Origin of the sequence: Curtobacterium sp. 'Ferrero', from assembly GCF_002412165.1 — a bacterium.
In the GTDB taxonomy this organism is placed as follows: Bacteria; Actinomycetota; Actinomycetes; order Actinomycetales; family Microbacteriaceae; genus Curtobacterium.
On record NZ_NXIA01000011.1, the window covers coordinates 51,111 to 64,024 of the forward strand.

Sequence of the window (12,914 nt, forward strand, 5' to 3'; positions counted from 1 at the left end):
ATGCTCTCCCGCCGTGCAGCCGCCGTCCGGCTCGACATCCCGCTCGAGATGGCCACCCGCCACGGCATCCCGGCGCACATCTCGGAAGCCGACCTGACCGCGCTCGAGCAGGACCCGCCGGCGTGGCTCGTCCAGTCGCGGGCGAACCGCACCGGTGCGCGGCGGGTCTGGGTGCACCTGGAGTGCGCCGTGTGCGGCTTCGCCGAGGACGCCCGCCCGAAGAAGTGGTGGCCGGAGTGGGACGTCCTGGTCTGTGAGCACCACGACCCCGCTGAGACCCCGGCACCGCCCGCCGGGGCCGTCCGCGGCGAGGTGCCGGGCATCGGGTCCCGGTTCGTCGCACTCGTCGACGTCGAGTAGCCCGGCCCTCGCCCGGTACCGGTCTGCTCAGCTGACCTGGCCCGACCGTGCGCCCGACCACAGGTCCACGTCGAGGACCCCGACCGAGTGCTCGTCGATGCGCCGCAGCTCGTCGTCCGTGAACGTCAGGTTGCCGAGGGCGGCGACGTTCTGCTCGAGCTGCTCCACCCGGGACGCGCCGATCACGAGCGAGGTGACCCGCTCGTCGCGGAGCGCCCACGCGAGTGCGAGCTGCGCCAGGCTCTGGCCCCGCTCCGACGCGATGTCGTCGAGTGCCCGCAGGTGCCCCACGACCTCGTCGGTCAGCCACTCGGTGTCGAGCGACTTGCCCGCCGCTGCGCGCGAGTCCTCCGGCACCCCGTCCAGGTAGCGCCCGGTGAGCAGCCCCTGTGCGAGCGCGGTGAAGCCGATGACGCCGAAGCCGACCTCACCGGCCGCGTCGAGCAGGCCCTCGTCCTCGATCCAGCGGTTGAGCATCGAGTACGACGGCTGGTGGATGAGCAGCGGGGTCCCGAGGTCGGCAAGGATCGCCGCGGCCTGCCGGGACCGCTCGGCGTCGTACGACGAGATGCCGACGTACAGCGCCTTGCCCTGCTGCACGGCGGTGTGCAGCGCGCCCATGGTCTCCTCGAGCGGGGTGGACGCGTCGAGCCGGTGCGAGTAGAAGACGTCGACGTAGTCGAGCCCCATCCGCTGCAGGGACTGGTCGAGCGAGGCGAGCACGTACTTGCGCGAGCCGCCGCCCTGTCCGTACGGCCCGGGCCACATGTCCCAGCCGGCCTTGGTCGAGATGACCATCTCGTCGCGGTACGGCCGGAAGTCCTCCCGCATGAGCCGACCGAAGTTCAGCTCGGCGGAGCCGTAGGGCGGGCCGTAGTTGTTCGCGAGGTCGTGGTGCGTGATGCCGAGGTCGAACGCGCGGCGGCTGATCGCGCGCTGCGTCTCGAACGGCTTGTCGTCGCCGAAGTTGTGCCAGTACCCGAGCGAGAGCAGGGGCAGGTCGAGGCCGGAGCGGCCGGTCCGGCGGTAGGGCATGGAGTCGTAGCGGTCGTCCGCCGCAGTGTAGGACATGCTCCCGAGCCTACGGACGCGTCGCGGTCCGCGTCGCGTTCCACCGCGGTACGGACGGAACGCCTCAGGCGTGCCCACCATCGGACGGGAGGCCCGTGGCGGCGCCGCCACGGGCCTCCCGTCCGGCGGGCACCGCGTCAGCCGAGCTGGGTGGTGGTCGCGTTGACCAGCCAGGTCGTGCCGAAGCGGTCGGTCAGCATGCCGAAGGTGTCACCCCACGGGGCCTGCGTGAACGGCTCGATGATTGTCGCGCCCTCGGACAGGGCGTGCCACCAGCGGGTCAGCGCCTCGACGTCGTCGCCGCTCAGGGACACCGAGATGCTGCTGCCGGCGTCGACCGGGTGGTCCGCCGGGGCGTCCGAGGCCATCAGGACGAGCCCGCCCCCGATGTCGAGCTGCCCGTGCATCACCTTGTCGGCGTCGTCCGGGCCGACGTCGGCGCCCATCTCGCGGAACGTGCCGATCCGGAGGTCGCCACCGAACACCGAGTGGTAGAACTCCAGCGCCTGGCGGGCGGAGTCGCGGAACCCCAGGTACGGGTTGAGGTGGACGGTCATGGTGTTCTCCTTCGAACCGGGCGGACGACGGCGCCCGCTCCGCCACCATGGTGACAGAGCGGGCGCCGCGTCCGGAAGGGAGTCAGGCGGCCATCGGGCCGTACCGCTTCGCACCCTTGACGTCGTACCGGTCGAGCATCATGAGCTTGTCCCACGCGGCGACGAAGTCGCGCACGAACCGCTCCTGACCGTCGCTGCCGGCGTAGACGTCGACGATCGACCGGAGCTGCGCGTTCGACCCGAACACCAGGTCGTGGCGGGAGGCCGTCCAGCGCTGCTCACCGGTCGCCTGCACGGTGCCGGCGAAGGTCGTCTCGCTCTCGTCCGTCTTCGTCCAGACCAGGTCGGTGTCCGTGAGGTTCACGAACCAGTCGGTCGACAGGGTGCCGACGCGACCGGTCAGCACACCGACGTCCGACCCGTCCCAGTTCGTGCCGAGGACCCGCAGCCCACCGGTCAGCACCGTCCACTCCGGCGCGGTCAGTGTGAGCAGGTTGGCCCGGTCGAGGAACACCTGCTCGAGCGCGACCCCCGGGGCGAACTGCTCGAAGCGCTCCGACCGGAAGTTCCGGAAGCCGTCCGCGATCGGACGGAGCCACTCGAACATCTCGATGTCGGTGAGCTCCTGCGTGGTGTCGACCCGGCCGGGCGTGAACGGCACGGTGACCTCGACGCCGGCCGCACGGGCGGCGTCCTCGACACCGACGCAGCCCGCGAGCACGACGAGGTCGGCGAGCGACACCGACGGGTGCTGCTCCCGGATGCGCTGCAGCGCCTCGACCACCGGCACCGTCCGGCCGTTGACCGCCCAGTCCTTCTGCGGGGACAGGGCGATGCGACCACCGTTCGCGCCGCCGCGCTTGTCGCTGTCGCGGTAGGTCGACGCGGCCGAGTACGCCGTGAACACGAGGTCGGACGTGCTGATCCCGGCGGAGCGGACCGCGGCCTTGAGCGCCTCGACGTCGGCGTCGCCGATCGGGGCGCCCTCGGCGTCGGGCAGCGGGTCCTGCCAGAGCAGGTCGTCCTGGATCGTCGCCTCCGGGCCGAGGTAGCGGAACTTCGGACCCATGTCGCGGTGGGTCAGCTTGTACCAGGCTTTCGAGAACGCGAGCGTGAACGTGTCGAAGTCGGCGAGGAACTTCTCGCACACCTTCCGGTACTCCGGGTCCACCTTGAGCGCGATGTCCGAGGTCATCATCATGAGCGGGTTCATCTGCCCGGCGACGTGCGCGTCCGGGGTCTTCGGCGCGTCCGGGTCCTTCGGCGTCCACTGCAGCGCACCGGCAGGGCTCTTCGTCTGCTCCCACTCGTGCGCGAAGAGGTTCTCGAGGTAGCTGTTGTCCCAGCGGGTCGGGTCCGGCGTCCAGCTGCCCTCGATGCCGTTCGTCGAGGTGTACTCGGCGTTGCCGGTCCCGACCGGGTTGTGCCAACCGAGGCCCATCTGCTCGATCGGCGCGAGCTCGGGCGACGGACCGATCTCGGTCGCGGCGACCTGGCCGTGGCTCTTGCCGAACGCGTGGCCGCCGGCGATGAGAGCGACGGTCTCCTCGTCGTTCATCGCCATCCGGGTGAACGTGATGCGGATGTCGCGGGCGGAGCCCATGGGATCCCCGTTCGCGTACGGTCCCTCGGGGTTGACGTAGATGAGGGCCTGGTGCGAGGCCGCCAGCGGGCTCTGCAGGTCGTAGTCCTCGTCCCCGTTCTGCCCGTGCCAGCGCTCGTCGCGGGTCACCATCTCGTCCATGCTGTGCACGTCGTGCGGGTTCCACACCTCCGGGCCCCACCACGTGCCGTCGTCCGGCTCCCACGCGTCGAGTCGGCCGCCGGCGAACCCGTAGGTCGGCAGGCCCATCAGCTCGAGCGAGCAGTTGCCGGTCAGGACCATGAGGTCGGCCCAGCTCAGGGCGTTGCCGTACTTGTGCTTGATCGGCTGGAGCAGGCGACGCGACTTGTCCGTGTTGCCGTTGTCCCACCAGCTGCCGATCGGTGCGAACCGCTGCATCGCCGTGCCCGCGCCACCGCGGCCGTCGGCGATCCGGTAGGTGCCGGCGGCGTGCCAGGCCATGCGGATCATCTGCGGGCCGTAGTTGCCGTAGTCGGCGGGCCACCAGTCGACGCTCGTGGTGAGCAGCGTCTTGATGTCCTGCTTCAGGTCCTCGAGGTCGATCGTCGCGAACGCCGCCGCGTAGTCGAAGTCGGCGCCGAGCGGGTCGGCGTCCACGGCGTTGCGGTGCAGCGCGTCGACGCGGAGTCGCTGCGGGTACCAGTGCTCGAGGGTCGGCGACTGCCCGAAGGCCCCGCCGACGTGGTCGCCGCCCGCGGGGAGCGCACCCCCCATGTGGTAGCTGCAGGTGTTCGTCTCGTCGTGCTCCATCGATCCCATCTCTCTCTATCCCTTCCAGACGGACACGGCCCCTGCGTGTCCGATCGCCACGACCTCGATCATCGAGCCGATGCCGGCCGCGATCAGGAGGAACGGTCCGACGATGCCGACCGCACGGACCAGCCCGCGGTTGTCCACCCGGTCGACCGCGAAGCGCTGCCAACCCCACCAGAGCACGAGGAGCGCGAACACGGCGATCGACCACGGCAGCATGCCGTCGGCGAGCTCCGTGTGCTTCTCGAGCAGCGCCGTCTCCTTCTCGTGGTGCTCCAGCCACTCGCCCGACGACGTCGCGAGCGGGACCGACACCAGCGCGACCAGCCCGATGATCGGTGCGCCGACCGCGAGCCAGCGTCTGGCGGCAGGCCAGGCGGCGACCGCGATCGCGGTGAGCGCCGCCACGGGGACCGCGACCGAGGTGAGGTGGACGAACAGTGGGTGGAGCGGAACGCCGCCGAACTGCCAGTTCATCGAGGACCTTTCATCGTGTGCTGCCGGGCACTCCCGGCTCGTCGCCCACACAACAGGTCGACCGAGGGGTGCGCACGGAACCAGGCCGATCGGCGCACAACCGCGATCGTTCGAAAACACACACGAACAGGCCGTCGGTCGCATGGTTGTCTGGCCCGTGTGACCGACCGCGACACCGAACCCGACATCGACCACCACGACGGCGAGCCGCACAGCGGCGGGCTGTCCTCGAAGCTCAACTGGTTGCGGGCCGCCGTGCTCGGTGCCAACGACGGCATCGTCTCGACCGCGTCGATCGTGGTCGGCGTCGCCGGGGCGTCGACGTCCGTCCCTGCGATCGCCACGGCGGGCGTCGCGGCGCTCGTCGGCGGTGCGGTGTCGATGGCACTCGGCGAGTACGTGTCCGTGAGCAGCCAGAGCGACAGCCAGAAGGCCCTCATCGCCAAGGAGCGCAAGGAGCTCGCCGACGACCCCGAGGCAGAGCTCGAGGAGCTCACCCGGCTCTGGGAGGCCCGGGGCCTCCAGCGGTCCACAGCCGAGCAGGTCGCCTCGGAGCTCACCGACCGCGACGCCCTCGCCGCGCACCTGTCGACCGAGCTCGGGATCGACGAGGACGAGGTCGTCAGCCCCTGGCACGCGGCCTTCGCCTCCGCCGCGTCGTTCTCGGTCGGCGCGGTCCTGCCGCTCCTGGCGATCCTCCTGCCGCCGGACGGCGCCCGCATCCCGGTCACGTTCGTCGTCGTCCTCGTCGCGCTCGCCCTGACGGGCGCGACGAGCGCGAAGATCGGTGGGGGATCGGTGCCGCGCGCCACCGTCCGCGTCGTCGTGGGTGGCGCGATCGCGCTCGCCGCCACGTTCATCATCGGCTCGCTCCTCGGGACCACCGGCGTCGCCTGACGCCGTCGGTGACGGTGACCGCCTGGAGGCCCGGTGCCGGTCCGCCGGACCGGCACCGGGCCTCCAGGCGGTCGCGTCCGGACCACGCACCCAGCGCGACCGTCGTCGGATGCGGCACGATGTGCGTGGAAGGGACGGTGCATGGCGGAGATCCTGGTGGTGGAGGACGACCCGGCGATGGGTGCGCTCGTCGAGCGCGGCCTGCGGGACGAGGGGCACGAGGTCACGCTCGTCACCGACGGCGTCGCCGCGCTCGTCGCCGCACGGTCCGGCGCGTTCGACGCGGCCGCGATCGACGTGATGCTGCCCGAGATGACCGGCTTCGAGGTGTGTCGGCGGCTGCGGGAGATGGGCCAGGACTTCCCGGTCGTGCTCGTGACCGCGCGCGACGCGGTGGACGACCGGGTGTTCGGCCTCGACTCCGGGGCCGACGACTACCTCACCAAGCCGTTCGCGATCGCGGAGCTCAACGCGCGCATCCGCGCACACCTCCGCCGCCGCGCCGCCGGCACCCCGACCGTGGTCGAGGCCGGCGCGGTCCGGCTCGACACCGTGGCCGTGCGGGCGACGGTGCGCGGTCGCGACCTGCCGCTGAGCGTGAAGGAGTTCTCGCTGCTGCGGTTCCTCGTGCAGGGCGCCGGGCAGACCCGGTCGCGCAGCGAGGTCCTCGACGAGGTCTGGGGGAGCGCGGAGCACTTCGACCCGACGATCGTCGACCAGTACGTCAGCTACGTGCGGAAGAAGCTGCAGGCCGCCGACGCCGACGTGGCGATCCGGACCGTGCGGGGCGTCGGGTACGCGCTCGACGTCGTGGCCCCGTGAGGGCCTCGGTCGTCGTGGCGGGTGTGTCGTCGTGAGGCTGCTGCGGCGCCTGTCGATCCGGGCGCGGATCACGCTCGGCAGCGTGCTCGTCGGCGCGGTCGTGCTCGTCGCGAGCGCCGTCGCCCTGCACGTGCAGATCGACCGCGCGTCCCTCGAGACCGACCGGTCCCTGGCGATGAGCGACGCCGCCCCGTTCGTCATGGACCTGCGGGCGAACCCGGGCGAGACGCCGGACCGACCGACCGAGGGACTGCTCATCGGCATCCGGTCGTCGTCGGGGGACTGGGTGCTCGACCGGCTGCCGGACGGCCTGCGCGACGCCCTGCCCCGCTCGGTGGAGCACGAGACGACGCTCCGGCTCGACGTCCACGGCCACCGGAACACCGTCGTCGGGATCCCGGTCGCCAACGGCGAGGGCTCGTACGTCGTCTGGGCGGCACAGGACGGCCGTGCCGGACACGAGACGCTGGAGCGCGTCGACCAGTCGCTCGTCGTCGGCACCCTCCTCGCCCTCGCCGCCTTCGGTGGGACGGCCTGGCTGCTCTCCACCCTCGCGCTCCGACCGGTCGGACGGATGCGCCGGACCGCCGAGGCCATCAGCGCCGGGTCCTCGGACGCCCACCTGCCGGTGGGCCGGACCGACGACGAGCTGGCCGGCCTCGCCCGGACCTTGAACGCGTTCCTCGACCGGCAGCGCGAGAACGCCGAGCGCGAGCGCCGGATGGTCTCGGACGCGAGTCACGAGCTCCGGACGCCGCTCGCCGCGCTCACCGCACGCCTGGAGCTCGCGCACCGGTCGTCCGGGGACGCGACCGCGCTCGAACGCGAACTGAGCGCAGCCGAGTCCGACGCCGCGCGACTGGTCGCGCTCGCGAACACGATGCTCGAGTTGAGCCGACTCGACGAGGAGGGGCCGACGCCTTCCACCCCGGCATCGGAACTCGTGTCGGAGCTCATGGCGTCGATCGATCGAGCACGGGCGATCGACTCGCTGGGGCCTCGTGACGTCGACTTCACGGTCGACGTGGACACTCCCGACGCCTGCTACGGCGTCGGACCGGCGGCGTTCGCGCGCGTGGTCGACAACCTCGTGGCGAACGCGATCGCCGCGGGCAGCGCCGGCGGGGTCGTCCGGGCCGCGCTCCGACAGGACGACGACGGCACGCTCGAACTCTCCGTGGTCGACGACGGACCCGGTGTGCCGGATGCGTTCCTGCCGCAGGCCTTCGACCGCTTCACCCGTGCGGACGAGTCGCGGACGACGCTCGGCGGGAGCGGGCTCGGGCTCGCCCTGGTCCGGGGCACCGCGGAACGGGCCGGTGGCTCGGCGACGCTCGTGAACGGCGTCGACGGGGGAGCGGTGGCGACCGTGCGGCTGCCGCGGCGCTGACCGGGGCATCACTCGAGATCTCGAACGAAGCACCGGGCCCGTTCCGGGTTCGCTCATGGTTCCGATGCAGATGCTGGGTGTCACCCGATCAGCTGCTGGAGAGGACCACGACGATGATCGACACCGCCGGCCCCGCCACCCGCCCCCCGGCTCGCTCCGCGGCGAGCCGACCCGCGCTCCGACCAGCGCCGTCCGAGCCGCTCGCCGCTGCCGCACGACGTCGTCGCCGCGCCCGCAAGGCCCGGACCGCGATGGCCGACCTGCTCGGCGTGCTCGCCTGGACCTCGGCCGCGTTCGCCGTCGTGCTGTGGCTCGTCACGCCGGCGTCCCGGACCATCACCGGGGTCGGCAGCGTCATCACCGACGCCGGCATCATCGCCGGACTCATCGGCACCGACCTCACCCTCGTGATGCTCGTGCTCGCCGCCCGCGTGCCGCTCATCGACCGCGTGTTCGGTCAGGACAACGCCATCGCGGTGCACCGATCGCTCGGCAAGCCCGTGCTGTACCTGTTGCTCGCGCACGGGGCCCTGCTCACGCTCGGCTACTCCGCCGAGTCGGCGCACAGCCCGGTCGCCGAGACCATCGCGCTGTTCTCGACCCCGGACATGCCGCTCGCGTACCTCGCGCTCGGGCTGTTCATCACCGTGGTGGTCTCGTCGCTCGTCGCGGTCCGTCGCCGGCTGCCGTACGAGGCCTGGCACGTCATCCACCTGCTCAGCTACGCGGCCGTGCTGGTCGCGCTGCCGCACATGCTCAGCGTCGGCGGGGTCCTGTCGAACGGCTCCTGGCAGCGCGTGTACTGGATCGCGCTGTACGCCCTGGCGCTCGGCCTGATCGTCCTGTACCGGTTCGTCCTGCCGTTCGTGGTGACCCTCCGGCACCGCATCCGTGTGACCGCCGTCGAGCCGATCGCGCCCGGCGTGGTGTCGATCCACCTCGCCGGACGCGCACTCGACCGCCTCGGCGTGCAGGGCGGCCAGTACGGCGTGTGGCGGTTCTGGACGGCGCGGACCTGGTGGCACGCGCACCCCGTGTCGTTCTCGGCGGTCCCCGGGACCGGTCACGCCCGGATCACCGTCCGCGACCTCGGAGCCGGCTCGGCCCGGCTCGGCCGCATCCGCCCGGGTGCCTTCGTGTCGCTCGAGGGCCCGTACGGTCTCTTCACGAGCCGTGCACGGACCGCACCGTACCTGGCGCTCGTCGCCTCGGGCATCGGGATCACCCCGGTCCGCGCACTCCTCGAGGACACCGACCTCCGACCCGGCGAGGCCACCGTGCTCCTGCGCGGGACCGACGCCGACCAGCAGTACCTCTGGAACGAGACCGTCGCGCTCGCGAACGCGACCGGGAGCACGCTGTACGCGATGGTCGGCCGTCGCGCGCAGTCCCGCGAGAGCTGGATGACCGAGGACGACGTCCGCCGCGGTGTCAGCCTCCGGTCGGTGTTCCCGCGACTGCTCGAGTCGGACCTGTACGTGTGCGGTCCGAAGGCCTGGTCCGACCTGGTCGTCGAGGAGGCCCGGCTCGCCGGCGTCCCGGAGCACCAGATCCACCAAGAGCGGTTCGAGTGATGCGCGGGCGGGTGATCGCCGGGGGCATCTTCTCCTCGGCAGCGGTGCTGGTGATCGGGTGGCAGCTCGGTGGGCAGCCGGCCGTCACCGCGACCCAGCCGCAGGCGTCGACCTCGGGTGGGACGACCAGCGGGACGGGCAGCACGGGAACGGGCAGCAGCGCAGGCGGCGGCACGAGCTCCGGCAGCACGAGGTCGGGTGACACGAGCTCCGGCGACACGAGCTCCGGCGGCTCGGGCTCGGGCAGCAGTACGGAGTCGAGCAGCGGTACGAGCGGCAGCAGCACGGGCACCACGGCCTCGGCGAAGGACGGCACCTACGCCGGACAGACGGCCCAGACCCAGTACGGCCCGGTCCAGGTGCAGATCACCGTCGCCGGCGGCAAGCTCACCGACGTCACGGCCCTGCAGCTGACCAACGACGGCGGACGCTCCGTGATGATCAGCCAGCAAGCCGCGCCGATCCTCCGCCAGGAGGCACTGCAGGCTCAGTCGGCGCAGATCCAGGCGGTCAGCGGCGCGACCTTCACGAGCGAGGGCTACATCACCTCGCTGCAGTCAGCGCTCGACCAGGCCGGCCTGTGAGCGTCCGGACATTCGAGACCATGGGCACCGTGGTCAGCCTCCGGGGCGCGTCCCTGGAGGCGGCCGCGGCGGTCCGGGCGGTCTTCGCCGGCTACGACCACCGGTACAGCCTCTACGACCCGGCGTCCGTCCTCAGTCGTGTGGCATCCGGTGCACTGCGGTTGGCCGACGCCCCGGCCGAGGTCCGCGACACCTACGCCCTGGCCCTGGAGTGGCGCGACCGTACGGGTGGCGCGTTCACCCCGCACCGGCCCGACGGCATCGTCGACCTGTCAGGCGTCGTGAAGGCCCTGGCGATCCGCGACGCCGGCGCGCTGCTCGACGGCGAGGGGTCCGACTGGCTGATCACGGCGGGCGGCGACGTCCTCGCCCGCGGCCGCCTCTGGTCCGCCGAACCCGCGGCGGAGCCCGAACCGTGGAGCGTCGGGATCGTCGACCCATCCCGTCGTGACACGATCGTCGGCATCGTCCGACTCGACGGCGACCGGCGCGCGGTGGCGACCTCGGGCACCGCGGAGCGTGGCGAGCACATCTGGCGGCGTGCGGCGCCGACCTTCGTGCAGGCCACCGTGATCGCGGACGACATCGTGACCGCCGACGTGCTCGCCACGGCCGTCGTGGCGGGCGACGCCGACGACCTCCGTCGGCTGACCGCGGAGGGCTCGGTCGACGTCGTCGCGTTCGCTGCGGACGGGCAGGTCTGGGCGACGCCCGGCGCAGAGAGCGTGTTGCGGCCGGAGCTCGCCGCCGAGCGCTGAAGCGGACCCGCGATGTCGCTCCGGCTCAGCGCCGCGGGGCACACACCGCCATCTCCCATGGACCAGGGGCCCGGCTCGGCTTTCGTGCGTTCGGCGCGCCCGTATGGCGACCGTGCACTGAGATCGTTGGCGGACCAGCTGTGTGTGACACGGTTCGCTCCGGAGCGCGGCCGAGGAGTCCCAAGCTCCCGCGGGAGGCCGTGACCCTTTGGAGGACCGGCTCACGAGACGGCGAAAGCCACGTCGGAAGTGTCGACACGCCCGAGAATCGCCGTCATTGTGCACGTAGAGTTTTACCGGCAAGGTGATCACACCTGCCATCGGGGCCAGGCCTAGCAACACGCTAGGACAGGAGGACACCTTGCGCTTCTTCACCATCAACCCAGTCCGAACCGCGCTGGTCACGGCAGCCGCTGCTGCCCTGTTCGGGTCGATGCTCGTCACAACTCCCGCGAACGCTGTGTCAGGTCAGCTGAACTCCGCTGACGAGCAGACGATCCGTGCGACGATGCGACAGGCCGGGATCGCGCCAGCGGTGGAGGACCAGCTCATCGCGAAGCTGCAGTCTGGCCAGCAGCTCGACTCCGAGCTCGAGACGGCTGTGCCGGTTTTCACGTCCACGACGACCGAGGCGGCCGGACCAGTCACCACGCAGACCTTCGCCGATGGTTCCATCCGGACGAGTTTGACCGTGAACCAGACCGTTGATGGGTCATCGACCCGCGTCTACGTCGCCCATCCGACGCTCGAGTGCAACCTGATCCATTGCACACTGATCTACTCGAAGGCTGATACGAAGTACATGGCAACTGGCTCATTCGCAACGGTGGCGGCAATCATCACTGCAGCGTGTGGTCCGGCCGCGTGGGCTTGCGGCATTGGTGCTGGCATCGTCATCGATGTCACGCACAAGGCCTACAGCTCCGGCAAGTGCATCGCCCTGCAGAAGGTCATCGCCGCAGGGCCGCCCTACCCGGTCATCGTCGGGTGCCGTAAGTAAGCCGTCCGAAGAGGGGTATTGGTCACGGTGAATCAGCAGGTCGTACCTCCGACACGTCTTGGGCTTGTTCTGAGCATCATCGGGTTCGCGGGAGCGGTCGCGCTCATGGCATCGGACGCTGCACTCGCGGCCCTCCGTTCCCCATATGGCCTGACGTGGGTGGTCCTGGTGATCGTCATCGTGTACCCACCGCGCATGATCCGGCCAGGGACGGGGTGGGCACGAGCTCGCTGCCGGTCAACGCCAGCAGCGCTCCTCTACGCCGCCGCAGTGCTCATCACGATCACTGGGGCCACTGTCGCAGTGTCGTCGGGGTCGCTGATCGCGCTCGGCACTGCAGGGCTCATCCTGGTCATCGCAGTCCTCGCGGCGACGCTGCCAGCAGTTACGCGCAGCGCAGCATCGCCGACCACGCTCTGAAGGGAAGCATCGATGCAGGCCCCTGGTTCTTCAGTCAGAAGGCCAGCCTGGAACCGCTCCTGCTGTCGCGGGGGCGGTTCCTTCGTGGTTTCGGTGAGGCGGGGCGTCTGCGGTGATCCGCCAACGGTCAGCAGCACTACGGTCGACTACCCGCGTCCCGATGGACGATGAGTTGACGGGACAGCTCCCAATCAACATTCCGCGCTTGTTACCTCTTGCCGGTGTACCGGCCACGAAGCGCGACGAAGATCACGACCGCTGCCAGCCCGACCGCCAGAATCGGGATGCCGTACAGGTGGCCGTCAACACGGGCAAGGAACGAGCCGAGTGCGAAGACGGCCAAGCCAGCGATGAACAGCACCCAAAGCCATGCGGGCGTCTTGCGCCTCGAACTTGAGTCTTCAACCACGAGCCGAACGTACAACCCGGACCTGCGGCGTGGTCAAAGACTGCTGCACGGCTGTCTCAATAGCCGATCGACTATCGGACGGCCGACCGCTCCGAAGCGGCGGAGTTTCAGCTCATGTTCGCGGCAGGTGCAAACGGAGACTGGTGAGCACTGCCGGTGCTCGGTGCCATCCTGATCTTCGGTTTGATCCTTGGGTGGTGGCGGAAGAAAAACGGCCG

General features: G+C 70.8%; 14 protein-coding genes. 9 read left to right on the forward strand and 5 right to left on the reverse strand.

Annotation, left to right across the window (positions count from 1 at the left end):
* Positions 1–360 carry a hypothetical protein gene (locus tag Csp2054_RS10920; RefSeq protein ID WP_096899346.1) on the forward strand — a complete coding sequence of 120 codons (360 nt, stop codon included), beginning with the start codon at positions 1–3 and terminating at the stop codon, positions 358–360.
* 27 nt (positions 361–387) lie between these two features.
* Here Csp2054_RS10920 and mgrA read toward each other — a convergent pair whose 3' ends face one another.
* The 4 genes from mgrA to Csp2054_RS10940 all read right to left on the reverse strand — a co-directional run bounded on the left by mgrA (position 388) and on the right by Csp2054_RS10940 (position 4,842).
* Complete coding sequence (gene mgrA / locus Csp2054_RS10925) at positions 388–1,431, reverse strand: L-glyceraldehyde 3-phosphate reductase (protein WP_096899347.1); 1,044 nt, start codon at positions 1,429–1,431, stop codon at positions 388–390.
* 137 nt (positions 1,432–1,568) lie between these two features.
* On the reverse strand, positions 1,569–1,988 hold the full coding sequence (locus tag Csp2054_RS10930; protein WP_096899348.1) for a VOC family protein: 420 nt from the start codon (positions 1,986–1,988) through the stop codon (positions 1,569–1,571).
* An 82-nt stretch (positions 1,989–2,070) separates the two neighbouring features.
* Complete coding sequence (gene katG, locus Csp2054_RS10935; RefSeq protein WP_217990911.1) at positions 2,071–4,362, reverse strand: catalase/peroxidase HPI; 2,292 nt, start codon at positions 4,360–4,362, stop codon at positions 2,071–2,073.
* A gap of 15 nt (positions 4,363–4,377) precedes the next feature.
* Entirely contained in the window at positions 4,378–4,842 is a 465-nt protein-coding gene (locus tag Csp2054_RS10940) for a DUF2231 domain-containing protein (RefSeq protein ID WP_096899350.1), read from the reverse strand.
* 159 nt (positions 4,843–5,001) lie between these two features.
* Here Csp2054_RS10940 and Csp2054_RS10945 point away from each other — a divergent pair, with 159 nt between their 5' ends.
* The 8 genes from Csp2054_RS10945 (at position 5,002) to Csp2054_RS17780 (ending at position 12,287) form a co-directional block, all read left to right on the forward strand.
* The gene (locus Csp2054_RS10945; RefSeq protein WP_255252704.1) at positions 5,002–5,739 is read left to right on the forward strand and encodes a VIT family protein; all 738 of its coding nucleotides are present in this window, start codon (positions 5,002–5,004) and stop codon (positions 5,737–5,739) included.
* Positions 5,740–5,880: 141 nt separating this feature from the next.
* Entirely contained in the window at positions 5,881–6,561 is a 681-nt protein-coding gene (locus tag Csp2054_RS10950) for a response regulator transcription factor (protein ID WP_096899351.1), read from the forward strand.
* Between the two features lie 31 nt (positions 6,562–6,592).
* Entirely contained in the window at positions 6,593–7,951 is a 1,359-nt protein-coding gene (locus tag Csp2054_RS10955) for a sensor histidine kinase (protein WP_096899352.1), read from the forward strand.
* Positions 7,952–8,064: 113 nt separating this feature from the next.
* Positions 8,065–9,525 carry a ferric reductase-like transmembrane domain-containing protein gene (locus Csp2054_RS10960; RefSeq protein WP_096899353.1) on the forward strand — a complete coding sequence of 487 codons (1,461 nt, stop codon included), beginning with the start codon at positions 8,065–8,067 and terminating at the stop codon, positions 9,523–9,525.
* A complete protein-coding gene (locus tag Csp2054_RS10965) occupies positions 9,525–10,109 on the forward strand; it encodes an FMN-binding protein (RefSeq protein WP_096899354.1) in 585 nt (194 codons plus the stop codon). Before Csp2054_RS10960 ends, Csp2054_RS10965 begins: the two co-directional genes overlap by 1 nt.
* A gap of 20 nt (positions 10,110–10,129) precedes the next feature.
* Positions 10,130–10,867: an FAD:protein FMN transferase gene (locus Csp2054_RS10970; RefSeq protein ID WP_096899355.1), complete on the forward strand. Its 738-nt coding sequence runs from the start codon at positions 10,130–10,132 to the stop codon at positions 10,865–10,867.
* A gap of 361 nt (positions 10,868–11,228) precedes the next feature.
* Positions 11,229–11,867, forward strand: a complete 639-nt coding sequence (locus Csp2054_RS10975; protein WP_141399232.1) for a hypothetical protein — start codon at positions 11,229–11,231, stop codon at positions 11,865–11,867.
* A 105-nt stretch (positions 11,868–11,972) separates the two neighbouring features.
* Complete coding sequence (locus Csp2054_RS17780) at positions 11,973–12,287, forward strand: hypothetical protein (RefSeq protein WP_141399233.1); 315 nt, start codon at positions 11,973–11,975, stop codon at positions 12,285–12,287.
* Positions 12,288–12,495: 208 nt separating this feature from the next.
* Here Csp2054_RS17780 and Csp2054_RS17785 read toward each other — a convergent pair whose 3' ends face one another.
* Positions 12,496–12,696: a hypothetical protein gene (locus Csp2054_RS17785; protein WP_141399234.1), complete on the reverse strand. Its 201-nt coding sequence runs from the start codon at positions 12,694–12,696 to the stop codon at positions 12,496–12,498.
* Positions 12,697–12,914: the final 218 nt, after the last annotated feature.

Coding starts and splice junctions, on each gene's coding strand:
- mgrA (WP_096899347.1), bottom strand. CDS start 1,431: ATGTCCTACACTGCGGCGGACGACCGCTACGACTCCATGCCCTACCGC.
- Csp2054_RS10920 (WP_096899346.1), top strand. CDS start 1: ATGCTCTCCCGCCGTGCAGCCGCCGTCCGGCTCGACATCCCGCTCGAG.
- Csp2054_RS17780 (WP_141399233.1), top strand. CDS start 11,973: ATGGCATCGGACGCTGCACTCGCGGCCCTCCGTTCCCCATATGGCCTG.
- Csp2054_RS10940 (WP_096899350.1), bottom strand. CDS start 4,842: ATGAACTGGCAGTTCGGCGGCGTTCCGCTCCACCCACTGTTCGTCCAC.
- katG (WP_217990911.1), bottom strand. CDS start 4,362: ATGGAGCACGACGAGACGAACACCTGCAGCTACCACATGGGGGGTGCG.
- Csp2054_RS10970 (WP_096899355.1), top strand. CDS start 10,130: ATGGGCACCGTGGTCAGCCTCCGGGGCGCGTCCCTGGAGGCGGCCGCG.
- Csp2054_RS10960 (WP_096899353.1), top strand. CDS start 8,065: ATGATCGACACCGCCGGCCCCGCCACCCGCCCCCCGGCTCGCTCCGCG.
- Csp2054_RS10930 (WP_096899348.1), bottom strand. CDS start 1,988: ATGACCGTCCACCTCAACCCGTACCTGGGGTTCCGCGACTCCGCCCGC.
- Csp2054_RS10965 (WP_096899354.1), top strand. CDS start 9,525: ATGCGCGGGCGGGTGATCGCCGGGGGCATCTTCTCCTCGGCAGCGGTG.
- Csp2054_RS10950 (WP_096899351.1), top strand. CDS start 5,881: ATGGCGGAGATCCTGGTGGTGGAGGACGACCCGGCGATGGGTGCGCTC.